The sequence below is a fragment of the Aestuariibacter sp. GS-14 genome (assembly GCF_006494365.1).
Lineage (GTDB): Bacteria > Pseudomonadota > Gammaproteobacteria > Enterobacterales > Alteromonadaceae > Alteromonas > Alteromonas mangrovi.
In genome coordinates this window covers 341349-365649 of the sequence record NZ_VHIP01000002.1, presented here as the reverse complement: position 1 = coordinate 365649, position 24301 = coordinate 341349, and the positions used below count along the sequence as shown (strand labels likewise).

Sequence of the window (24301 nt, the reverse complement as noted above, 5' to 3'; positions counted from 1 at the left end):
AACTGGAAACTTGGAATGTGCGGGCAGTACGCCCGCACGGACTAACTAGTTGGTAGTGGGTCTGTCTTAAATTTTGCCAACTAAGTCTAATGAAGGAGCAAGCGTTGCTTCGCCTTCTTTCCACTTAGCAGGACATACTTCACCTGGGTGAGACGCTACGTATTGAGCCGCTTTAACTTTGCGAACCAGGTCGTCTGCGTCACGACCAATGCCTTCTGCAGTGATTTCCATTGCCTGGATTACGCCATCTGGGTCAACAACGAAGGTACCGCGATCTGCCAGGCCCATATCTTCGCGCATACAATCGAAGTTGCGAGTGATAGTGCCAGTTGGGTCGCCGATCATTGCAAACTTGATTTTGCCAATGGTCTCAGAAGCCTGGTGCCACGCTGCGTGGGTAAAGTGAGTGTCAGTAGATACTGAGAATACTTCTACACCACGTGACTGCAGTTCTTCGTATTTGTCAGCTACATCGCCCAGTTCAGTAGGACATACGAACGTGAAGTCTGCTGGATAAAATACGAATACTGCCCACTTACCTTTGATGTCTTCGCTGCTTACTTCTACGAACTCGCCGTTTTTAAACGCTTGAGCTTTGAACGGTTTAATTTGTGTGTTGATTAAAGCCATTTACTTTCTCCAAAAGTTAGGGTTGTTACATTTCAATTTTACAGAATCAATAGCACTGCTTTTTGCGTGCAAAGTCACTGCTATTGACTTGTTGGTTCGATACGAGAATTCAAGGTTATCGGATGCCTTGAAGTCAGTAACGTTTGACTTGGGACAAGAATAGCCCCTTAGCAAAACAATTTATAATTGGATTTGTTGAAAGGTTGATTCAGAAAAAGCTATTAAAAAGAAGATAAGTACAGAGATTAATCAATAAAGAAAATGGAGGTAGTGCTGGCAAAGTAATAACCAGCACTGATTTGCGATGACGTTATGGAATGACCGACAGTTGCACTTCATTAATCCCCAGCGCGGTAAGGTACTCATCGCGTTTTTGGCGCTGAGCGCCGCCCAGGCTACTGCTGTGCAACAAGCGTGAGGCGTTGGATGCCACTTCGTACTGTTCGTCAGTAAGGGGGTCTTTTTTATTTAATTGCACTAATACTTTTAGCAAGCTCAGCGCTATTGATTTGTCGTGCGGTGACAGTGTTAAGGCCTGACACAAATTATTGTAGGCAGGTATCATGCGGTTCTCGCGATAATTTACTGCCGCCATATCCTTAAGCTCTTTGGTGGTAAACTTAATTTCACGGCGCTCAATTTCTTCGCGCTTGAGGTATTCATCTACTACCTGGCTGGCTAGTGTATCGCCCGCTAACTGCGAACGCAGCTTATCCAGAATACTCAGGCAATTCTCCTTCATGCCTAATTCGTGGTAAGCCTTCATTAAATCCAGGTTGTCTTCGAGATTCATATTGGCATTGGCATCCAGGCCTTCTTTTAACAACTTCTCAGCTTCGCGCTTCTTCTGCTGTAAGCAACACAAGCGAGTTTTGATCACCACCAACTGATTCGACAATGCCTGATTAGCACCTGCCATACGACTTAAATCAGCCAACTCTTTTTGCAAGCTGCGTTGAATTTTTTCGGATTCCACTCCGGAAACAGAAGCGGCCAGATCGACCATGGTACGGATGACATTCAGTGTGAGGTCGGGAGAATCGTGGATAGAGTTTTTGGCGTACTTCGCCATATTCTGAACGGCTTCGAGTTGCCCGTATTTATCGCGGTTAAGGCGCGCAAGGTCCCATAACTTTTTATTGCGTTCAATGTTGCGCGGCGCGAGTTTACTGGCGGCTTTAACCTGCTCATACGCTATATCGAATTGTTCTTTGCCAATGTAGTACTGAGCGAGTAAATCGTAGGTCAAAAATTTGGTGTCGTTACGCTGTAACAAATCTTCTACCAGCAGCTCTGCTTCTTCCACCTTGTCCTGTCTGAACAAGGATTTCGCCAGGCCAATGTGCACCCAGGCGTGGTTATATTCCGACTTTAAATCCGTAAAGTATTTCTCAGCACTGGCATAATCCCGTAATTGCATCAGGCAATCACCAATAATACGCTTCAGTCTGGGATGATATTCTATTACCGAACTGTCTTTCAGACCCCGTTCAGCCTGGTAAATTGCCGCGGCGTAATCGCCGTTATCCAAACAGTGCATAAGCTTATTGAGCTTGCGACGGATATCAACCAGATAACGAAAACGATGCTGAATACGCTGTCTTGCCAGCGGTTTTACCCAAAAATCATCCGGCTGTAACTCGATAATGCAATTCACCAACTCCATGTTGGTTTCTGCACTTAAGAAAATAACGGTGGTTTTATCTGAAATGTACTGGTGATGTTTGAGCTCTTCAAATAAATGAAAGCCGTCTTTGTCGTTGCTTACGTTGAAGGCCAGCAACACAACATCAAACTCATCATCCTGGCAAAGACGTACAGCATGATACGCATTCTGCGCACTGCTTACCTTCTTTACCCCAAGATCGATTAAAGCTGAATTAACTAAGTCATGAATCAAGCCCTGGTTGTCAACAACCAGTACTTTTAGTTCGTCAATACTCTTGGGTAATGGTATTTTTTCCATGAAGGCAGCCACTTAACTCCTAATGCGTTCCATGTCGAGTTGTTAACATCAGCCAAATCAATTATTTAGCTACGATATTTATGAGGTAAAACGCAACGTTAGACCTTACTAAATCTGATGTTATCCCGATTTTCATAAAACTGCCATACTCTGTTTACCAGAAATTGACATGACATGCCTTCAGCGTAATCAGTGAAACGCGTTAAATGGAATTATTTGGGCGGATCAACTCGCTGAGCGGTACTGTTATTTACACGAAACCAGCCGGCAATAGAGAAACGATCACGTGTTGCAGGCAACACTTCATGAGGAAACTCTTCACTCAGAAATATCACCATAGTGCCCATTAATGGGGTAACCGTAACTGTATCATCAGCATTGTCTTGCGAATAGATAACCAGTTCCCCGCCTTCGTCAGCCGCCCAGTTTGAATTCAGGTAAAGCACTACCGACAGCACCCTATTGGCTTCGCCTTGAAACGCGTCGTAATGCTTTTTATAAAAACTCCCGGGCGGGTAGTGGGCAAAATGGCTTTCAAAAGAAAATAACCCTAAAAACAAGTGCCGGTTCAGGTAGGTTTTAAGATTGGTTGTCCAGGTTAACCATTCCTGTGTTTCCGGCAAGGTGCCGTCTATCCAGCAAATTTCATCGGTGCGGACAAACTGATTCTGCTGAAATTGTTGTTCTCTGCCTATACCAGCCGGATCATAACGATGTAATTGTTGCGCACGAACCGCCAGTGCATCTAATAACCCAGGGGGTAATACGCCATGTTGGATACTAAATCCCTTTGCACGAATATCGTCTGCGATAACTGAAAATGAAGGCGTATTGTCAGTTTCCTGGTTATTGGTGAGGTGAATGTCCGCTTGAATAGCCACAGTGTTAAGCCTAGTTACATAATGCGCGTTTTATATGTTCAAAATCTCCTCAACTCAAGCTATTTTTTTTCTACAGACTAACTTTTTGAAAATACCTGTCATCGCGTAGCGGTAGAGATGCCAAAACCATCATGCTATGTTGAATTACACATCAGAAGTCATAAGGACGTCGATACTATGAGTGCAGAAAACAGCATTGAAGATACCGAACATCATTTTGAGTTGCGCAACCTCACCCTGGACGACTATCAGGATGTGAAAGCACTGATGGATGACGTATATCGCCATGTTGGTGGCGCCTGGCCCTACAATAATTTTAAGGCTCAGGTAAATACCTTTCCCGAAGGTCAAATCTGTATTGAAGACAAAGGAACCGTTGTCGCTTTCGCCATTTCTGTGATTGTTGACTATGACCAGTTCGGCGATAAACACTCCTACGACGAAATTACTGGCGATGCCTATCTCACCACACACGATCCAAATGGCGACGTGTTATACGGGGTAGAAGTCATTGTTTCACCCAAATACCGCGGGCTGCGATTAGGACGCAGATTGTATGAGGCTCGCAAAGAGCTTTGCCGTAACCTTAACTTAAAATCGATAATGGCAGGTGGACGGATCCCCAATTACGCTAAGCATGCCGGGGAGATGTCGCCCTATGAATACATTGAACAGGTAAAATCCAAAGATATTTACGATCCGATACTGACTTTCCAGTTATCTAATGGTTTTGAAGTTAAGCAAGTTATGCAGGCATACCTGCCCGAAGATCGCGCATCAAAGGGCTATGCCACGCTGTTGCAATGGCACAACATATATTACGAACCGGGAAACCCAAATTTAATCGGCGGGAAAAAATCCAACGCGCGAATTGGCTGCGTGCAATGGCAAATGCGTTACTTTGAAAACGTTGGGGAGCTCATACAGCAGGTTGAATATTTTGTCGATGCGTTATCCGACTACGGCTGCGATATTGCTTTATTTCCGGAGTTTTTCAACGCGCCATTAATGGGCTTAAGCCCTTCAGACTCATCCATCGATGCCATTTGGCATTTAGCGGATTATACCGACGAGATTCTCACTGCAACGTCACGGTTGGCGGTGTCGTATAACATTAATATTATCGCTGGCTCTATGCCGGTAACCGAAGACGAAGAATTGTATAACGTCAGCTATCTCTGCAAACGCGATGGCACCATAGAGAGTCAGTACAAACTTCACCCTACCCCCCATGAGAAAAAAGACTGGATCATGAAAGGCGGTAATCACCTTCGATGCTTCGATACCGACTTTGGCAAGATTGGCATACTGATTTGCTATGACGTGGAATTCCCGGAGTTAGCCCGATTACTGTCGGATCAGGAAATGCAAATCCTGTTTGTTCCTTTTTGGACCGACACCAAAAACGGTTACCTGCGTGTGCGCCGATGTGCTCAGGCTCGCGCCATTGAAAACGAATGCTATGTCGCTATTGCGGGTAGTGTGGGTAATTTGCCCAAAGTAGATAACGTTGATATTCAATACGGGCAAACGGCGGTGTTTTCTCCTTCTGATTTTGCATTTCCCCATGACGCAATCGTGTCAGAAACGACACCCAATACAGAAATGACACTTATTGTAGATTTAGATCTGGATAAATTAACGCGTCTTCAAAACGAGGGTTCAGTGCGCAATTACCTTGACCGACGCAGGGATTTGTATCGGGTAGAATGGATTGGAGGAGATGACGAATGATTCCTTGGAGGTGGTTTAACCAACTTTTCGTAGCAAGTGTGTTTTTTACCGCGCTTATGCCATGGTCAACTGTTGCTGCGACCAGCGATACCGCTGATTTTTACACCTCATACTCAAATGAGCAGGATAAAACGGCGGTAAATAATTCACTGCGACGGGCGATGGAAAGCAATAAACCCCTTTTGTTAATTCTGGGCGCAAACTGGTGCCACGATTCCCGGGCGCTCGCCAGTTACTTCGACGACACTCACGTACAACAGGCTAGCCAGGCGTTTGAGGTACTGCCTTTAAACGTGGGATACCTGGAAGACAAATCGAGTGTGCTGACCCAATTTGGTTACCCTGCATACTTTGCTACTCCCACCGTTCTGGTGATTGACCCAGCGAGTAAAACCGTTCTCAACCGCGACTCTTTGGTGATATGGCAATCTGCGCACAATGAATCAGCAACAGCCTTAACAGACTACTTGTCAGGCATGGCTTCAACATGGAAAGCCTATTCAGGCAGTAACGAAACCACTGGGCAATTAAGGGACTTTGAGCTCAAGCAGGCAACGACATTGTATTCGCACTACCAAAACCTGGGTGAATTGTTAAGACAGAAGGATGAAGGCCAAAACACGCCAACGCTCAACCCAAAGTGGAACGAAGTAAAAGCGTTTCGCGTTCAGCTTCAGCAAGACCTGATTCGCTTCCATCATAACAATGAAATAGTAATGCCTTTGCCGGAATACCCCGCTATTTTGTGGGAGTAAGAAGCCAGTTCAGCCGTTCCACTGAGATTGTGTTTAAAAATACTGTGGAATGTTGGTATTGCCGACTAAATAACGATAACATCGCAGTACAGATATTTTAATTGCACCATGCGCTTACATTGTCATTAGAGGAAATATGGCCAATAACTCGCGGAATGATGACTTTCCTACTATTCGGTTAGAAGAAGAAGATCGCCGTAATTTTCAAACAAAAAGTAACCCTGTTAACCGCGCCACAGTAAGCACCAGCGCGACCACAGAGCCTCCCGTCCCCGCAAGTGGCGGCAAAGGTCTGGCGGTATTTGCATTGCTGTTCGGGCTAAGCAGCTGCGCAGCAGCAGGTTACCTGTACCACCTCACAACAAAGCAGCAGGCACTTCTCAGCGGTGCTGAACAACGCATTCAGCAACTTGAAAACAAACTGTCGGCAACCGGTGAAGAAATTGGTGAGTCAACCGTAGCCTTGCAGATAAAGGTCACGGAACTGACTAATAAGAGCACGGAATTGTGGGAGCAAATGGACAAACTGTGGGCATCGGCCTGGCGTCGCAATCAAAAGGAGATTGCCGACCTGACTGATCGTTCTACTGCAGACAAAAAGCAATTACAGGAATCCATTGGCCAGGTTTCCCGAAACCTGGATAGCCAAAAAACGCAACTTGCCGCACTCTCTGCCAACGTCGCTGGCGTGTCAGATGAAATGCTGGCGATTAACGTGCAGATGGAAAGGGTAGCAACCAGCAGTACATCTCAACAACAAAACGTGAAAAACCTCAGTGATAAACTGGCGTTACTGGAGCAGCGTAATAATGCGTTATCCAGCCGTATCTCTACACTGGAAACGGAATTGCGTAACCTGGCAACTAAAGTCGTTGCAAGTAGTGGCAGTACTCCAACTACGCCCACCCCGTGACACGCTTTGTGTAATGCTGATTCATCAAAAAGCCTGCAAATGCAGGCTTTTTGATGTTTTGAGTCTACCTTACGCCAATTCTCAGACTGTAAATGCACTGGCTCGTTTTGCCAGCAAGCTATTCATTTGCGCAAAAGTCTGCGCTTGCTCGCGGGTCTTTTCACTTAATACCTTTAAGGCGTGAGCAGATTGCAGAATGGCCGACACTTCCGACTGCATAGCCCCGGTTGCCTGTCCCGATTGCTGTGTAGCATTTGCCAGCTGTTGATTGTCGTCACTCAGCAACAAAACACTTCGCTGACATTTTGCCAAAGATGCCACTGTATGATTTGCTTGTTGAAATGCCCGTTCAGCGTAATGCTGATTATTGTTCATACTCTCTACAGTGTGTTGAATCGAACTTACAATTTTGTCTAAAATTTGATTAATTTTGAGAGTGGATTCCTGCGTGCGGGAAGCTAGGGTACGCACTTCGTCAGCCACTACGGCAAACCCTCTGCCATGTTGCCCTGCCCGAGCAGCCTCTATAGCCGCATTTAACGCAAGTAAGTTAGTTTGGTCGGCTATTTCACTTATTACACTCAGCACCGAACCAACCTGATCGCCAGCGTGCTGTAACGAATTGAGTAATTGAGACGACGCCTGAATATCTGATTTTAATTTAACGATATGCTCAGCCGTTAACGCCACATCTTTCTCGCCTTGTTTTACCAGCAATGCAGAGTCTAATGCAGCACCTGACACCCTGACTGCATCATCACTGGCCTGCTGAGCACGAGCAACCAGACTAACGATATTCTGAGCCATTGAATCAGCCAGATGTTTAAAGCTGCTGGCCTGCTGATCCGCGGCTCCGGCAGAGCCCTGAAGTTGTTCGGTTGACTGCACAATTTCCTGAACAACATGATTTAGCTGAAGGTTGTCGGCTTTGAGCACAGCCATCATCTCTCCTACATGCTCAATCACCTTGCCGATTTCATCATTAGTTACCGGCGGTAACGCGGTTGACAGCACTTTTTGACTTACCACCGAATGCAATGCGCCCGACAGTGACTTCAGTGGTTTTACCAAAGTACGGTGAGCGTATATCACTGCGACTATTGATACGCTTAACACCAGTACGCCTGCCACAATGCTAATTAACGCAAGGTTAAATATCGACTCATCTACACCTGATGAGGCTTGGTTTGCCTGTTCGGTTGCCTCATTTAACATGCTATTTAATGTACCGGATATTGCACTTTTTAAATCATCAAGTTCTGCCAGCAAACGCCTCGACTCATCCCAGTCTATTTCAGATGCAGTCAGTTGTGCCTGCAATGCATCCTGAACCGCGTACATTTGGTTTTCCTGCGTTGTCAGGTTCGATGTGTTATATCTGTACTCACTGGCGAGAAGCTGAATACGCTGTGCAATGGTTTTGCGCAAGGCAGATTGCTGTAGTTCGTACTGGGGCTTTTCGATGGTATATCCGTATAGCGCAAAAGCCAGGTTATGCATTAGGGCAATATCTTGCTGAAGCGTCTGGATACTCAGCATGCCTGGCAATGCATTGTCAGTAAACACGCGCTTTTGCTGAGTAATAGAAGTCAGTGATTGTTGAATAAACACACCAGAAACGACCAATCCGATGAGAATAACCAGGTACCCCACCATCACCTTCACACTTATAGAAATTCGCATGCCTGTTCACTATTGCCGCGCCTTAGCGCATTGAAAATAAATACTAATAGGAACACAGACCGGTCGACTCGGCGTTTTATTTCAGGCACAAAAAAAGCGCCGTAAGAGGCGCTTTTTTCAGACTTGATTGCGAATTAACGACGCAGACCAAGACGTTGGATCAGATCCAGGTAACGCTGAGCGTTTTTGCCTTTCAGGTAGTCAAGCAGCTTACGACGCTGACTAACCATGCGCAGCAGACCGCGGCGTGAATGGTGATCTTTCTTGTTAGAAGTGAAGTGACCTTGCAGTTTGTTGATGTTGTGAGTCAACAGAGCTACTTGAACTTCTGGTGAACCAGTATCACCTTCTTTAACGCCATATTCAGCAACGATGCTTGCTGTTTCTTCTTTAGTTAGTGACATACATTTCTCCTAGTAAATGCCAGACCAATCACTAATTCAGTCTGGCGAAATGAGCGCGTATTATACTCGCCATGGTTTGGCGCGCAAGTCTTTAGCAAAAATTAAACGACTAAGCTTCGTCGTAAACTACAGAACGCCGGGGAGACACAAACAAGGTGTCGGACTCTACTTTTTGATCCTTTGGATTAAGCACAGCTTCACCCACGCCCATAAAGGCTTCTTCGGCATGAAGAATACCGTATATACGATAATACTGACCTGCGACTAACGGTGATTCCGTTTGCCCACTGACACTCTGACCATGTTGCAGTCGATGTGTCTGCTCCTCATCAATATAGAGTGTAGGTAGCGATTTAACAGCCGTATCCATAGGCAGAAGCAACTCGTCAATTTGTGTGAATTCACGTGTTGCGATGTCTTCCGATACCATAGCCGCCATTACTTCAATGGGTACCATTTTATCGTTCGGATAATCTGCAACTTTGGTTCTGTGCAAGCGGGTTACGTAGGCACCACACCCCAATTGCTGGCCAATATCATCAACCAGCGAGCGAATATACGTACCTTTACTGCAATGTACCGTCATATCCACTTCAGGTAGCGCAATGCGGTTAATGATAAGCGCAAAGATGGTGATATCCCGCGCCTCGCGGAGAACCTCTATTCCTTGACGTGCGTAGGTATACAGCGGCTTGCCCTGGTACTTTAAAGCCGAAAACATCGACGGGATTTGCTTACTTGAGCCAATAAATGACTCGCAGGCCGCTCTGACTTCTGCTTCGCTAACCGTTACCGGGCGTTCCTCAACGATTTCGCCATCCGCGTCAGATGTAGTAGTGCGAATACCCAGTTTAGCGGTGACTTCGTATTCTTTGTCGGCATCCAGCAAAAACTGAGAAAACTTTGTCGCTTCTCCTAAACAAATGGGCAACATGCCGGTAGCCAGCGGATCAAGTGCGCCGGTATGCCCGGCTTTTTGAGCCTGAAACAACCAGCGTACTTTTTGTAGCAATTGATTTGATGAGCCACCCAATGGTTTATCGAGTAACACAATGCCGTTAACTGCACGGCCTTTGCGTTTCCTGGCCATATTGCTTAGTCCTGCTCTTCCTGGTCCTCATCAGTGTTTTTCTGACGCGCTTTATCACGCGCTACCGTTTCACTGACCAGATTAGAAATACGCATCCCTTCGGTAATTGATTTATCTTCAAAGAAATGCAGGTGCGGAACAGCGCGCATACGAACGCGTCTTGCCAATAACCCACGCAGGAACGCAATGTTTTCAATCAGCAGTTTCATATGGTGCTTAACCACTTCCTGATCGTTTTCGTAAAACGTGATAAAGATTTTGGCATGAGCCAAATCCCGTGATACTTCAACACCGGAAACCGTAATAAACGGCATGTTGCCAATCCGGTGCTTATATTCGTTTTGCAGCAAACTGGCCACTTCTTTATGGATTTGCTGGGCAACCCTGTCAGTTCGAGAAAATTCCCGAGCCATGGTTACTCTCCTAATTACCGTCAGGCCACGCGTCGCATTGCCTGAAACTCACAGACAAAAGCGGGGGCACATAGCCCCCGCCCTACTATTTCATTGATTTATAATTAAATCTGGCGTTGGACTTCGATAACCTCGAAGACCTCGATTTGATCGCCCACTTTAACATCGTTGTAGTTCTTAACGCCGATACCACATTCCATACCATTACGTACTTCTTGTACATCGTCTTTAAAGCGACGCAGAGATTCCAGTTCGCCTTCGTAAATCACCACGTTATCACGCAGTACGCGAATAGGTGCGCTGCGCTTCACGATACCTTCAGTAACCATACATCCTGCAATGGCACCCAGCTTCGGCGATTTGAACACGTCACGAACTTCAGCAAGACCAATGATTTCCTGTCTGAATTCTGGTGCAAGCATACCACTCATGGCCGCTTTCACTTCGTCAATCAGATCATAGATAACGCTGTAATAACGCAGGTCAATTTCTTCCGCTTCGATCACTTTACGTGCAGTTGCATCCGCACGAACGTTAAAGCCCACCACAATAGCACTTGATGCAGCCGCTAAGCTTGCATCAGTTTCGGTGATACCACCTACACCGCTACCAACGATATTCACTTTAACTTCACTGGTAGACAGCTTAATCAGTGATTCAGAAATCGCTTCAACAGAGCCCTGTACGTCGGCTTTCAGTACCACGTTCAGTTCACTCACGTCACCGGCTTCCATATTCGCAAACATGTTTTCCAGTTTCGCCTTCTGCTGACGAGCCAGTTTAAGCTCGCGCTTCTTCTGATGACGCTTGCCAGCCACTTCACGCGCTTTACGCTCGTCTTGTACTACCAATGCATCTTCACCTGCTACCGGCACACCTGACAGACCCAGGATCTCAACAGGTGTAGACGGACCAGCTACTTTTACGTCGTTTCCGTTTTCGTCGCGCATCGCACGAACACGGCCGTATTCTTCACCGCACAGCAGGATATCACCTGCTCTTACTTCACCTTCCTGTACCAGCACAGAAGCGATTGGACCACGGCCTTTATCAAGACGTGATTCAATAACAATACCGCGACCAGGACCGTTTGGCGTAGCTTTCAAATCAAGTACTTCAGCTTGCAGTGAAATAGCTTCCAGCAATTCATCAATACCTAAACCGGTTTTCGCCGATACGTTAACAAACTGATTCTCACCACCCCATTCTTCCGAGATAACTTCTAACTGAGAAAGCTCAGTTTTTACGCGATCCGGATCGGCGGTTTCTTTATCCATTTTGTTAACAGCAACAATCAGCGGCACACCGGCTGCACGGCTGTGCTGAACGGCTTCTTTAGTTTGTGGCATTACACCGTCATCGGCTGCCACAACCAGAATTACGATATCCGTAGCAGTTGCACCACGGGCACGCATTGCTGTAAATGCCGCGTGTCCAGGCGTATCCAGGAAGGTGATCTTGCCCAGTTTGGTTTCTACACTGTATGCACCGATATGCTGGGTAATACCGCCAGCCTCACCCGCTGCCACTTTAGCGCGGCGGATATAGTCAAGTAATGACGTCTTACCATGGTCAACGTGACCCATGATAGTAACAACCGGCGCACGTGTTGTTTTCTCACCTGCACCAGAACCTGCCAGCAATTCTTCTTCAAGCGCGTTGTCGTTAACCAGTTCGTATTTGTGACCAAGCTCTTCCACTACCAATACCGCAGTGTCCTGATCCAATACCTGGTTAATGGTTGCCATTTCGCCCATCTTCATCATGGTCTTAATGACTTCCTGCACCTTAATTGCAAGACGGCTTGCCAGTTCGCCAACCGTAATGGTTTCGCCCAGCTTAACTACACGCTCAACCGGTGCAGCTGGCTTGTTAAAGCCCTGTTTCAGGCTTTCACTTGCATTCTTTTTCGGCTTCTTACGACGACGAGAGGAACGCTCAACCTGCATATCTTCTTCGTCTTCAGCTTCCTGAGCATAACGGTTAGAGTGCATGTGCACTTCTTCCGCTTCTTCTTTCTTACGACGCTCTTCTTCTTCTTTCCAGCGACGCTCGTTCTCTTCAGCCAGTCTGCGGGCTTCTTCTGCCGCTTTACGGGCTTCTTCTTCAAGCTTGCGTTGCGCTTCTTCTTCCTGCTGTTTACGCAGGCGCTCTTCTTCCTGACGAGCAGCTTCCTGTTCCTGACGCTCTTCCAGCGTCATTTCAGATTCTGCAGCTTTGCGTGCTTCCGCTTCCTGTTTGGCTCGCTCGGCACGACGCACTTTCTCTTCTTCTGCTGCTTTACGCGCTTCTTCTGCTTTGCGTGCTTTTTCTTCTGCTGCCAAACGGGCTTCTTCTGCTGCCCGCTCTTCTGCTTCACGCTTCAGACGCGCTTCTTCTTCCTTACGACGCGCCTCTTCTTCAGCTAAACGCTGCTCTTCCAGATCGGTACGCTTTACATAAGTACGCTTCTTGCGCACTTCTACTTTCACTTCTTTAGACTTACCCACACTTAACGTGCTGGTTGTCTTGCGTTTCAGTGTCATTCGTGTCGGCTCACCTGAACCGGCACCGCCGTGCTGTTTGCTTAGATGATCTAACAGTTTACGCTTTTCATCTTCAGTTACGCTGTCGCCGGCTGCTTTATTAATGCCAGCATCGCTAAACTGACTGACTAACCGGTCAACGCTTGTCCCGATATCACTGGCGAGTTTTTCAATGGATACATCTGCCATTACGCGTTTTTCCCCTTGTCGACCTTACTCTTCGTTGAACCAGACTTTATTTCGCGCGGCCATGATCAACTCACCCGCTTTCTCTTCGTCCAGTCCTTCTAATTCACAGATATCATCAGTACCTTGCTCTGCCAGAGCTTCCAGGTCTGTAATACCTTTACTTGCCAGCACGAATGCAACATGTCTTTCCATGCCTTCCAGGTTCAGCAACTCTTCAGTTGGCTCAGACCCTTCCAGAGATTCTTCGTTTGCCAGCGCTTTTGTGGTCAGTGCGGCGCGAGCGCGGTTGCGCAGCTCTTCTACCGTATCTTCGTCCAGTCCTTCGATTGCCAGTAGTTCACTAGCAGGAACATAAGCAACTTCTTCCAGTGTGGTAAACCCTTCATCTACCAGCAAAGAAGCGAAATCTTCATCGATGTCCAAACCATCCACAAAGGTACCCAGTACCTTGGCATTTTCTTCTTCGTGCTTCTTATTGAGATCATCAACTGTCATTACGTTGAGTTCCCAACCGGTCAGCTGGCTTGCCAACCGCACGTTCTGGCCACTCCGGCCAATAGCTTGCGCCAGGTTGTCGGCTTCTACCGCAACATCCATGGTGTGGCTGTCTTCGTCTACAACAATTGACGCCACTTCAGCTGGAGCCATAGCGTTAATAACGAATTGAGCCGGGTTTTCGTCCCACAATACGATATCAACACGCTCACCACCCAGTTCACCCGACACCGCCTGAACACGTGAGCCACGCATACCTACGCAAGCCCCTACAGGGTCAAGGCGTTTATCGTTGGTTTTCACTGCAATCTTGGCGCGAGAACCCGGATCACGGGCAGCTGATTTAATTTCCAGCGTTTCTTCTGCGATTTCCGGCACTTCCAAACGGAATAACTCAACCAGCATCTCAGGGTGGGTACGGCTCACAAACAACTGCGCGCCGCGGGCTTCCGGGCGAATTACGTAAAGTAAACCGCGTACACGGTCACCTGGACGGAACGTTTCACGCGGCAGCATATCATCGCGGTAAATAACGCCTTCAGCGTTGTTACCCAGGTCGATAATAATGTTATCACGGTTCACTTTTTTAACCGTACCGGTTACCAGTTCGCCTACTTTATCTTCGTATTCCGCAATCATTTGTGCACGCTCAGCTTCACGTACTTTTTGTACGATCACTTGCTTCGCGGTTTGCGTGGTAATACGGTCGAAGGCAATAGATTCAATTTGCTCTTCTACATAATCACCAATCTGAATCTCTGGCTCGTCAATTTGAGCCGCCGATAATGTCATTTCCGCAAATGGGTTTTCCTGAGGCTGATCGTCAGGAATAACACGCCAGCGACGGAATGTATCGAAGTCACCGGTGTCGCGATGAATGCTTACACGGACTTCAATTTCGCCTTCGTTTTTCTTTTTCGTGGCACTTGCAATGGCATATTCTAAGGCCTCAAAAATCTTCTCTCTGGGCACTTGTTTTTCATTAGAAACGGCTTCTGCCACTAACAAAATTTCTTTATTCATCTTTGCCTCACTGGTTGCATTCCCGACCGGGAAGCAGGTCTCATTTCGTTATTATTCGAATGTTGGAACCAAATTACCTTTTTCAATCCCACCAACAGGTAACGAATATTGCTGCCCGTCGATCTCGACTGTGAGCGTACCGTTTTCGCACGCAAGTAATTTCCCTTTAAAATTGCGTCGGTTATCCAAAGGCAAAGCCATTTTGACAGCGACGATTTCGCCCACCACTTTGGCATAGTGCTGTTCGGTAAACAGCGGCCGGTCCATGCCTGGTGATGAAACTTCTAAGTTGTACTCAGTGTTAATCGGATCCTCAACGTCGAGTATTGCACTGACCTGAAAACTCACATCCGCGCAGTCGTCAACGTTTATGCCATTTTCGTGATCAATGTATACCCGTAGGATTGAGTGTTTTCCTGCGCGCACAAACTCAACGCCCAGTAACTCAAATCCCAGTGCCTCTACAGCCGGAGTTAACATCTCCGTTAAGTGCTGTTCTAGCTTTGACAATCCTAACCTCCAAAAACGAAAAAAGGGCATTACGCCCAATGTCCTGATACCTTGTTACAGATATCGCGTTGTGCCTGACACCGCAGTAACAAAAAGCCCCGATAATCGGGGCTTCTTGCTAAAAAAATTCGGTCCCAGTTTGCCGTCATTAGGCAAAGTTACATCGGTAATCTTTCGTGCTGATGTAACCGGAATGGTATCTGAGTATGCAAATCTGCTGTTCGATACCTATTTCTGCTGCGCATTATACTGCCTGTCTGCCAACATATCAACCAACATACTGCCTTCTGCTGAATATATATTCTACAGCAACGTCAAAGTACCACTGTTGCGTGCAAATCAGTTTACTCTTCCTTCCAGCGCTCTTTGATTTCCAGAATGGCAGGCAGGTTAGCTTCCAGCAACTCAACCAGCTTAGGTTCGAAATGCACGCCGGACTCGCGTTTAATCAGATCCATCGTTTTTTCTACCGACCAGGCTTCTTTATAAGGACGTTTACTGGTGAGGGCATCAAACACGTCGGCGATTGCCACAATCCGGCCTTCAATCGGAATATCTTCCGCTTTTAAGCCATTCGGGTAGCCAGTGCCGTCCCATTTTTCATGGTGAGTCAGTGCAACAGATTTAGCAATGCGCAATAAATCAGAATCGGCTTCACCTAATATTTCTGCGCCAATTTGAGGATGTGTTTTCATGACCTCAAATTCCTCTTCCGTGAGTTTGCCCGGCTTGAGCATAATATGGTCGGGGATACCGATTTTACCAATATCGTGCATTGGGGCAGCATGCAACAGCGTTTCTGCTTGTTGTTCCGAGAAGCCGTACGCGAGCGCCAGTACCTTGGAATAATGACTCATTCTCATTACGTGCATACCGGTTTCATTATCTTTGTATTCGGAAGCACGTCCTAAACGCTGCACAACCTGTAGTCGGGTGCGCTTGAGTTCGTCAGCCTGCACCAGCGACAAGTGCGTGTTCACTCGGGCTTGCACAACCGCAGGTGAGATAGGTTTAGTGATGTAATCGACACCGCCGACAGCAAAACCTTCGGCTTCATCCTGCTCATCGCTGAGTGCGGTTACAAAAATAACCGGAATGGCGCGGGTGATGAGTTCGCGCTTGAGCTCCTTACACACTTCGAAGCCGGTCATACCGGGCATCATAATGTCGAGTAATATCAGGTCTGGTAGTTGGGTTTGTGCAACACGCAGCGCTTCAACGCCATTTTTGGCGTAAACCAAACTGTATTTTTCACCCAGTACATGCTTGAGTACGCGCAGGTTTGCTGGTTCATCATCAACCAGCAATAACGTAGGTTTAGAGGCCGTTTTTTGCATTACTTCTATCCGTTTAATTTTTCAATCAGTTCACAGAGCAATGTAATGGCTTGTTCAAATTCAAAGTCATCTATTGCATCCAGTATAGCCTGAATTTCACTGGCATATTGACTCTGCTTAAACGCTGCCAACGCAACAAGTTCAGTTTCGTCAACACGGTTGTGCTTTACGCCATCCAGCAACTGACACAGTACCGACTTCAATTCTTGCAGATTTACCTGACTGGCATGTTCAGCGGCAGATTCCTGTTCGTGAGAAATGGCCTGATTAACCTCGTCACTAATCACAAGTAAACGCGCAAGAGCGGTTTTCAGATCAGCATCGTCATTGTTAGCACTTTCCAGGATCTTACAGGTTTGCATAAACTGAATAAGCCCTAGGTTTCCAGAAACACCTTTAAAACGGTGTGCCAGCGATCTTAAACCGATGTAATCCTGATTATTAATGAGCTCGTCAAAATGCGCTCTTTCATTGGCGAAGTCCGCCTGAAAACGTTTAATTTCATGAATAAGCTTTATCTGGCTGCCCCATAAACTTTCGCCCCTGGACCAATCAATTAACGCCGCGTCAGCAGGTTCTGCCTTGGTGGCAAGAGCGGAGCCTTGAATACCCAGTACTCGGGCAATTTCGTTACACAACAGAGGAAAGTCAATGGGCTTATTTGCAAACCCTTCCATACCGGCATCCGATGCAGATTTTTTATCCTGAGCTAAAACACTGGCGGTAAGCGCAATAATCGGGGTTGGTTTAAGTCCGTTTTGGCGTTCGAACTCCCGGCGTTGACTGGCCGCAGTGAGTCCGTCCATTACCGGCATCTGTAAATCCATCAGCACAACATCAAATTGCTGCTCAGCCATTCGTTGCAGAGCTTGCTGTCCATCCTGGGCAACAGTGACGTTGTGCCCCGCCCTCTCCAGTAATAACTTAAGTAAATCAATATTCTGTTCAATGTCGTCAACAATTAACACATCCAGACTTGGCAGTACCATGGCCTGAAGACGTTTAATTTGTTGTGCGGATTCAACAGGCTTAAGTGGCAAAGTAAAAACAAATTGAGTGCCGGTATCAATTTCACTGGTTACTTCGATAGTGCCGCCCATAAGCTCAACTAACTGCTTGCTGATTGTGGTACCCAGCCCTGTTCCACCGAATTTTCGGGACATAGAGGCATCAGCCTGAGCAAACGCGTCAAATACCTTGGTTACCTGAGCGGCCGACATACCAATACCTGTATCAGAAATAACAAACCTCACGCCACCCGTTTCTGCAGGTTTAACAACAAGTGAAACGCTGCCCCTTTCGGTGAACTTTACCGCATTACCCACAAGATTATTCAATACCTGACGTACACGCTCTGGCGCGCCGTTATAAGCACTTGCCAGATCACCAGACAAATCAACCTGTAAGTCCAGACCTTTGCGCTTTGCCTCCAGCCAAAAAGTGGAAATCACAGTATCGATTTCATCACTAAGAATAAAATCATTGTATTCGAGTTCCAGCTTGCCTTTATCCAGTTTGGCACTGTCCAGAATATCGTTTAGCAAGTGCAGTAACGAACGCGCAGAACGGTTTATGGTGGACACATGCTTGTGCTGTTCAGTATTAAGTGGGGTATCCAGCAGGATGTCACTGAAGCCAATAACTGCATTCATTGGTGTACGAATTTCGTGGCTCATATTCGCCAGGAATGCAGCACGTGAAGCAGCGGCTTGCTCGGCCACATCCTTGGCAACAACCAATTCATTTTCCATTTTACGCCGATCGGTAATATCCATAATAAATCCGTCCAACCAGACGATTTCATTATTGTCATTTCGGATAAACCGACCATGTTCCCGCAACCATCGGGTATACCCGTCGCGGGCAATAATCCGATATTCCATGGTATATTCCTGCTGATCAGCGATGGCGGCTTCAATGAGTGGAATATCGTCAGGGTGGAATAAGTCGCTGAAACTGATTTTGGGTTCTGGTAGCAAGAAATCTTTCGCGCTGTATCCGGTTATTTTTTCTACCGCGTTACTAATGAACACCATAGGCCAGGTAGTATCATTCAAACAGCGATAGGCAATGCCAGGAATATTGGCAATCAATGAGCGGAACTTTTCTTCGTTATCTTTCACCGCTTTTTCCATTGCCAACCGCTCGCGGATGTCAGATAGAAATAAGATAAAAAACGGCTCGTTATCGATCTCAGTGTGAGACAAGCTCACCCTCACTGGAATTGGGCGTAAGTTAACGTCCAGCGCTAACACATCCCTGCTACTTCCAATCAGTTTCTCGTTCTTCGGCTCCTGCACGTGACTGAAAAAATTCTTGCTGTACAGGTGACGCCTGTTTTCCGGGACAATTTTAGTGACGTCTTCACCAATGAGTTGCTCGCGTTTCCAACCAAGAATACGCGTAACAGAAGGGTTGGCAGATATCACAATCCCTTTAGAGTTGACGGTGAGTACCCCTTCAACGGCGCTGTCCATCAGACCGGTTAATCGTTTTTCATTTGCATTGGCAATCTTGGTTATGTCTTTATATTTCGCTAACAGGCTAATGCCCAGCACCAGTGCGATAACCATAGTGGCAATAAAGGTAATGACTGCAGCCATAAATACTGAGACTTCAGAATCCTGGGGCACTAACTTTAAACCGGGAGGGCTAACAAATCGCGCGGCGGCCATGCCAGTGTAGTGCATTCCGGAGATAGCAAACCCCATTACGATTCCGGCCAGTATATTGACATTCGTATTGGACAAACGCGTTCGAATGATTTTATGCAGCCCATTGCGAACCCATAACGACAACATGGCCAGCAGTACCGCTACCACTATCGACAGCGCAAAAATCGCTGAGTCGTATTTTAGCAATGGCGCCATTTCCATAGCGGCCATACCAATATAATGCATAGCGCCAATACCCGCGCCGACTAACACGCCGCCCAATGCTATTTGCAGTGGCGCAATGGTATTGGTTGTGAGGAAACGCAACGCAACCCAGGCTGCACCAATCCCAGGGAACATCGATATTAACGTAATATGCCAGTCGTAACTCACGGAAGTGCACAATTCAAATGCGAGCATGCCAACAAAGTGCATCGACCAAATACCCACCCCCTGAGCAATGGCCCCCACCATTAACAACAGGCGTTTTGCCATTGGTGTGCCGGCTGAGCTTGCCTGGGTAGCAACCTGGAATCCCATAAAAGAGGCAAAAACAGCGATACTAATAGATACAAGAACCAAAAATGGTTCGTACTCTCCGGTTAAAACCAGTGAGGATTCGGGGATGTTGAACAGGGACAGGATGTTATTCATAACCGCATGCCTTATGGTACTGCTGAATGCCTCTTCGACCCCATCCTGAGGAAACGAATATGCGGCCTAATTGCATAAACAATGATAAATAGTGCTGAAATATGTATTTAGCAGCGTGCCTACTACCGGAGTTAAAGTCAATGTAAATCTGATAGATGTACAACTAAGCAGGATTAACAAACCCTTTATACATAAGCATTACGAATGTCTGGGTAGCACACAAATTGCCTATAAACGCGACAACCTAAACCTAAGTTACATTTTGTTTTGTTTTGCTTAAGACGCATTGCTGTCATTAAAAAATAGTCAGCAATACTGTAATTCGACGAGCTTTACGCATTTGGGGAAAAATCGGATCATAAAAATAGAAAACAACCGAGGGTGTCATTCTGGTCGATCCGATTTAAGTAATGATGGTATGTTGAGATTAACACTCAATACTCCCTGCTTAATAAGCCCAACACAAGGCAACAGGCTTCCAGAGAGCTGAGTATTCATGGTATTCAGCGAGCTGTTAACGCTAACCCGTTTGCCACCAGCACACTTAGCGAGTTGTCTCGCTCGAAACCCGCTTTTTCGGCAGCGGGTGTAAATAAAGGCGGCTGCTTGCCAAAACCCGCTTCCAGCCCAGGATCCGGTTGCCAGCTCACTAACGACATATTTGAGCCGGATTGTTCAACGATCTCTTTCACCAATTCAGTCATTCCAACTCTGAGTGCTGGCAGCGTTACCACCCGGCTCACTGGCATGAGTGCACTGTCTAACAAACTGGCATGATAGAGATTTTTTGCACATTGCTGGACCGACATTAACCACATTGTTGCTTGTTGAGATACTGGTGACACAAAGGGCTCTTTACTCGCCAGCAGATGGAACACATTGCTCAAAAACGCCGATTTTAAGCCATTTTTAGCCAACGGACGGGCAATAATACCTGGAAGACGCACGCTAACAGAGTCAACCAGCCCCCTGCGGGTTAAATCTGCCAAAGCCAGTTCAATCATGGCCTTGTGCGCACCGTATGTCATAGCAGGTACAATTGGGCTTGCATCGTCCACCACCTCTGGCATTGGGGCTCCTAGCACAGCAATGGTACTGGTGAACACAATACGCGGGCAATTATCCTGTTCGGCAGCGCGCTCGAACATAGCCAGAGTTGCATCCAGGTTTACCGTTTTAGACAATGCGGGATCTTGCTCGGCGGCACCACCAGGAACGGCGGCGAGATGGAACAAAATATCACAGGGAATCGCAAATGCGTCGTTGAGAACGCCCTCATCCTGCAATCCTTTCTCAATCAGGGTAACACGGTTTGCAGGCAGTGAAATGTGCGAGAGAACATTATCGATGAGAACGAGATGCCAGTCAGTTTGTTCCGCCAGTATCTGGCACAGTTGTCTTCCAACAAAACCACCCGCTCCAGTTACGATCACCCGCTTCATATTTACTCCTGCCATTTTCACTGTCTGATTAACTGTTCACTATCATAAACGCCCTCTGTGCGTATGCCTTATTCGTTTTACCGATACAAATTATTAATAATTGCGATGCGATTTACGCCCCTCGTTAATTGACAGAATGACATCACTACCGCACTATTTTGCATAGCTATGCAATACAGCAAAAAGCAGATTAACCCTTGTTTTAGAAAGTTATTTTTAGGTATACCGACAATTCCCTATGCTAAATAGCAAGGCAAAGCACAACCTAAACACTTTCATAGAATGTTAATTTTTTGTACGTAAAAGACGGGGAGAAAACATGATTCACGAAGTCGCTGAACTGACAGTTGCGTCACAAGATATGAGTGCATTTGAACAGGCAGTTAAAGAGGCCGCACCACACTTCCAAGCTGCAGAGGGTTGTCATGGCATGCGACTTGAAAAAGTCATAGAACACCCTGGGCAATATCGCTTGATTGTTGCGTGGGACAATGTAGAAGCGCACATGGTGACATTCCGTGAATCGGCGGGGTTTCAGGCCTGGCGTTCTCTGGCAGGCCCCTTTTTCACCGAGCCTCCCAAAGTATACCACCTTGCTCTGGCAGTAACCGGATTCTAACAATGAGCACCAGCGCTAAAAATGTGCCAGCAGCCACAGACGTCGCTCGTCTTGCTGGCGTGTCCCAGTCTGCGGTATCCAGAGCGTTTACCAGCGGTGCCAGCATATCGAGTAAAACGCGATCAAAAGTGATGGCTGCTGCTGAGGAATTGGGCTACCGCCCAAATCAACTGGCCCGCTCTTTATTACGAGGGCGCTCGCAACTGATTGGCGTGGTACTGGGCAATATGGAAAACCCGTTTTTTCCACTGGCGCTAGAAACCTTGTCGAAACAATTGAACACGCATGGTCACAAAACACTGGTTTTTACAAACGAAGCCAATCAGCAAGCCGACACATCGATTGAGGATATGCTCAACTATCGGGTTGATGCACTGATCCTAATGGCCACTACCCTGTCGTCATCTCTGGCTGAGCAGTGTCAGGCTGCGGGTATACCGGTGGTTTTTGTTAACCGCATCAGTCACGCAATGTGTTGCAGTTCGGTAACCGGCGATAACGATCATGGTGCCAGGTTAATCGCCCAACATTTAGTGGATGCAGGATATCAGCGTATTGCCTTTATGGCCGGTATCGAAACTTCCTCCACAAGCCGGGATCGCGAATTGGCGTTTACCGACGCGTTGATTGCAATGGGCCGGGATAAGCCAATGCGGGTTGTTGGACATTTTAACCGAGTGGGTGCTATGCAGGCTATGCGGCAATTACTTGAGCAGGCGCAGCGCCCCGACGCCGTATTTTGCGCAAACGACCATATGGCCATGGCTGCGATTGATGTTGCGCGGTACGAGTATTCTCTTACACCCGGCACAGACATTGGGATTGCAGGCTTTGACGATATTCCACATGCGCATTGGCCTGGCTATGACATAACGACTTACTCGCAACCGCTTGATGCGCTGATTTCCCAGGCAGTGGAGCGGGTATTGTCGCAATCAAACCAATATGACGCCATTCACACAGTAGTGAAAGGCAACTTAATCATGAGATCCAGTACAAGCCCTACTCAATAGTAGCGCTCTGTACCCTACATTAACCCTGGAGAAGAAAATGGCAACCTGGCTAAAACGCGGCGCCGCCGCTGAATTTAAAAAAGACGCCGATCGCAAAGTACGCGACATAGTTGAAGGCACACTGGCAGATATTGAAGCCCGTGGAGACGCCGCAATTCGTGAACTATCAATCAAGTTTGACAACTGGGATCGCGAAGATTACCGCCTGACCGATGCTGAAATTCAGGCGTGTATCGATACATTGTCACCACAGGATTTAAAAGATATCGAGTTTGCCCAAACTCAGGTGCGCAACTTTGCTCAGATTCAGCGCGATTCCATGAAAGACGTTGAAGTAGAAACCCTGCCTGGCGTTATTCTTGGACATAAAAATATACCGGTGAATGCGGCAGGATGTTATGTACCCGGTGGTAAGTATCCGCTGTTAGCATCAGCCCACATGTCGGTCATTACGGCCAAAGTGGCTGGCGTTCCTCGCGTTATTACCTGTGCACCGCCGTTTAAAGGAAAGCCTGCGCCAGCTATCGTTGCCGCACAGGCCCTGGCCGGTGCTGATGCAATCTATGCATTAGGTGGTATTCAGGCTGTTGGGGCAATGGCGCTGGGTACAGAGTCGATTTCACCCGTTGATATTCTAGTGGGCCCGGGCAACGCATTCGTTGCCGAAGCCAAGCGTCAGCTATACGGTCGCGTGGGCATAGACTTATTCGCAGGTCCTACTGAAACCCTTATCATTGCTGATGAATCAGTAGACGGCGAAATGTGTGCAACGGATATTCTGGGTCAGGTAGAACACGGTCCGGATAGCCCGGGAGTACTGCTGACCAACTCTGAAAAACTGGCGCGCGAAACCATGGCAGAGATTGAACGCCTGCTGAACATTCTGCCAACTGCAGAACATGCCCGCAAAGCCTGGGAGACCTTTGGTGAAGTAATCGTAGCCGACAGCTACGAAGAGATGGTACAAATTGCCGATGAGATCGCCAGTGAACATGTGCAGGTCATGACTCAGGATCCTGATTACTTCCGGAATAATATGACGAACTATGGTGCTTTATTCCTTGGCCCGCGCACTAACGTTGCCTATGGTGACAAAGCAATTGGTACCAATCACACGCTGCCAACCAAGAAATCAGCGCGTTACACTGGTGGTTTGTGGGTTGGCAAATTCCTGAAAACCTGCACTTACCAAAAAGTAACAACGGATGCTGCTTCAGCACTGGTAGGTGAATATTGTTCACGTTTGTGTGGCCTTGAAGGTTTCGCCGGTCATGGTGAGCAAGCGAATTTACGTGTTCGTCGCTATGGGAAACGCGATGTTCCCTACGCAGGCACTGCCACACCCAGCGATAAAACGAAGGCATAAGGAGA

Annotated in this window: 19 protein-coding genes; 6 read left to right on the top strand and 13 right to left on the bottom strand. The window is 47.2% G+C overall.

Translation table 11 applies throughout. The features are described 5' to 3' along the window. Window positions 1-66 precede the first annotated feature (66 nt). The 3 genes from ahpC to FJ444_RS04665 all read right to left on the bottom strand — a co-directional run bounded on the left by ahpC (window position 67) and on the right by FJ444_RS04665 (window position 3477). Window positions 67-630, bottom strand: coding sequence for an alkyl hydroperoxide reductase subunit C (gene ahpC / locus FJ444_RS04675; protein WP_140956762.1), 564 nt, complete (start codon window positions 628-630; stop codon window positions 67-69). Window positions 631-940: 310 nt separating this feature from the next. Next, window positions 941-2596, bottom strand: coding sequence for a response regulator (locus FJ444_RS04670; protein WP_140956761.1), 1656 nt, complete (start codon window positions 2594-2596; stop codon window positions 941-943). Window positions 2597-2808: 212 nt separating this feature from the next. Then, window positions 2809-3477, bottom strand: coding sequence for a 2OG-Fe(II) oxygenase (locus tag FJ444_RS04665; protein ID WP_140956760.1), 669 nt, complete (start codon window positions 3475-3477; stop codon window positions 2809-2811). 177 nt (window positions 3478-3654) lie between these two features. Between FJ444_RS04665 and FJ444_RS04660 the strand changes: the two genes are divergently transcribed. The 3 genes from FJ444_RS04660 to FJ444_RS04650 all read left to right on the top strand — a co-directional run bounded on the left by FJ444_RS04660 (window position 3655) and on the right by FJ444_RS04650 (window position 6879). Then, on the top strand, window positions 3655-5211 hold the full coding sequence (locus tag FJ444_RS04660; RefSeq protein WP_140956759.1) for a bifunctional GNAT family N-acetyltransferase/carbon-nitrogen hydrolase family protein: 1557 nt from the start codon (window positions 3655-3657) through the stop codon (window positions 5209-5211). Continuing rightward, window positions 5208-5966 (top strand): thioredoxin family protein, encoded by a 759-nt coding sequence (locus FJ444_RS04655; RefSeq protein ID WP_140956758.1) that lies wholly within the window; start codon window positions 5208-5210, stop codon window positions 5964-5966. The genes FJ444_RS04660 and FJ444_RS04655 overlap by 4 nt, the downstream gene beginning before the upstream one ends. 136 nt (window positions 5967-6102) lie before the next feature. Further along, window positions 6103-6879, top strand: coding sequence for a hypothetical protein (locus FJ444_RS04650; RefSeq protein WP_140956757.1), 777 nt, complete (start codon window positions 6103-6105; stop codon window positions 6877-6879). Window positions 6880-6960: 81 nt separating this feature from the next. On the opposite strand, the gene FJ444_RS04645 is transcribed toward FJ444_RS04650, so the two are convergent. The 10 genes from FJ444_RS04645 to FJ444_RS04600 form a co-directional block, all read right to left on the bottom strand. After that, complete coding sequence (locus FJ444_RS04645) at window positions 6961-8562, bottom strand: methyl-accepting chemotaxis protein (RefSeq protein WP_140956756.1); 1602 nt, start codon at window positions 8560-8562, stop codon at window positions 6961-6963. A gap of 134 nt (window positions 8563-8696) precedes the next feature. Next, the gene (gene rpsO, locus FJ444_RS04640; protein WP_140956755.1) at window positions 8697-8966 is read right to left on the bottom strand and encodes a 30S ribosomal protein S15; all 270 of its coding nucleotides are present in this window, start codon (window positions 8964-8966) and stop codon (window positions 8697-8699) included. A 109-nt stretch (window positions 8967-9075) separates the two neighbouring features. Continuing rightward, entirely contained in the window at window positions 9076-10056 is a 981-nt protein-coding gene (gene truB / locus FJ444_RS04635; RefSeq protein ID WP_140956754.1) for a tRNA pseudouridine(55) synthase TruB, read from the bottom strand. 5 nt (window positions 10057-10061) lie between these two features. After that, a complete protein-coding gene (gene rbfA / locus FJ444_RS04630; protein WP_140956753.1) occupies window positions 10062-10469 on the bottom strand; it encodes a 30S ribosome-binding factor RbfA in 408 nt (135 codons plus the stop codon). Window positions 10470-10573: 104 nt separating this feature from the next. Next, on the bottom strand, window positions 10574-13183 hold the full coding sequence (gene infB, locus FJ444_RS04625) for a translation initiation factor IF-2 (protein WP_140956752.1): 2610 nt from the start codon (window positions 13181-13183) through the stop codon (window positions 10574-10576). Between the two features lie 24 nt (window positions 13184-13207). Then, complete coding sequence (gene nusA / locus FJ444_RS04620) at window positions 13208-14701, bottom strand: transcription termination factor NusA (protein ID WP_140956751.1); 1494 nt, start codon at window positions 14699-14701, stop codon at window positions 13208-13210. A gap of 51 nt (window positions 14702-14752) precedes the next feature. Next, window positions 14753-15211 carry a ribosome maturation factor RimP gene (rimP, locus tag FJ444_RS04615; RefSeq protein WP_140956750.1) on the bottom strand — a complete coding sequence of 153 codons (459 nt, stop codon included), beginning with the start codon at window positions 15209-15211 and terminating at the stop codon, window positions 14753-14755. 344 nt (window positions 15212-15555) lie between these two features. Beyond that, on the bottom strand, window positions 15556-16548 hold the full coding sequence (locus FJ444_RS04610) for a two-component system response regulator (RefSeq protein ID WP_140956749.1): 993 nt from the start codon (window positions 16546-16548) through the stop codon (window positions 15556-15558). Window positions 16549-16553: 5 nt separating this feature from the next. Further along, window positions 16554-19856: an MHYT domain-containing protein gene (locus FJ444_RS04605; protein ID WP_140956748.1), complete on the bottom strand. Its 3303-nt coding sequence runs from the start codon at window positions 19854-19856 to the stop codon at window positions 16554-16556. A 503-nt stretch (window positions 19857-20359) separates the two neighbouring features. After that, complete coding sequence (locus tag FJ444_RS04600; protein WP_140956747.1) at window positions 20360-21298, bottom strand: NAD-dependent epimerase/dehydratase family protein; 939 nt, start codon at window positions 21296-21298, stop codon at window positions 20360-20362. Between the two features lie 319 nt (window positions 21299-21617). Between FJ444_RS04600 and FJ444_RS04595 the strand changes: the two genes are divergently transcribed. Genes FJ444_RS04595 through hisD form a run of 3 tightly spaced genes read left to right on the top strand, consistent with a single transcriptional unit; the run spans window position 21618 to window position 24296 of the window. Next, window positions 21618-21917 carry a putative quinol monooxygenase gene (locus tag FJ444_RS04595; protein ID WP_140956746.1) on the top strand — a complete coding sequence of 100 codons (300 nt, stop codon included), beginning with the start codon at window positions 21618-21620 and terminating at the stop codon, window positions 21915-21917. A 2-nt stretch (window positions 21918-21919) separates the two neighbouring features. After that, window positions 21920-22930: a LacI family DNA-binding transcriptional regulator gene (locus tag FJ444_RS04590; protein WP_140956745.1), complete on the top strand. Its 1011-nt coding sequence runs from the start codon at window positions 21920-21922 to the stop codon at window positions 22928-22930. Between the two features lie 37 nt (window positions 22931-22967). After that, window positions 22968-24296: a histidinol dehydrogenase gene (gene hisD, locus FJ444_RS04585; protein WP_140956744.1), complete on the top strand. Its 1329-nt coding sequence runs from the start codon at window positions 22968-22970 to the stop codon at window positions 24294-24296. Window positions 24297-24301: the final 5 nt, after the last annotated feature.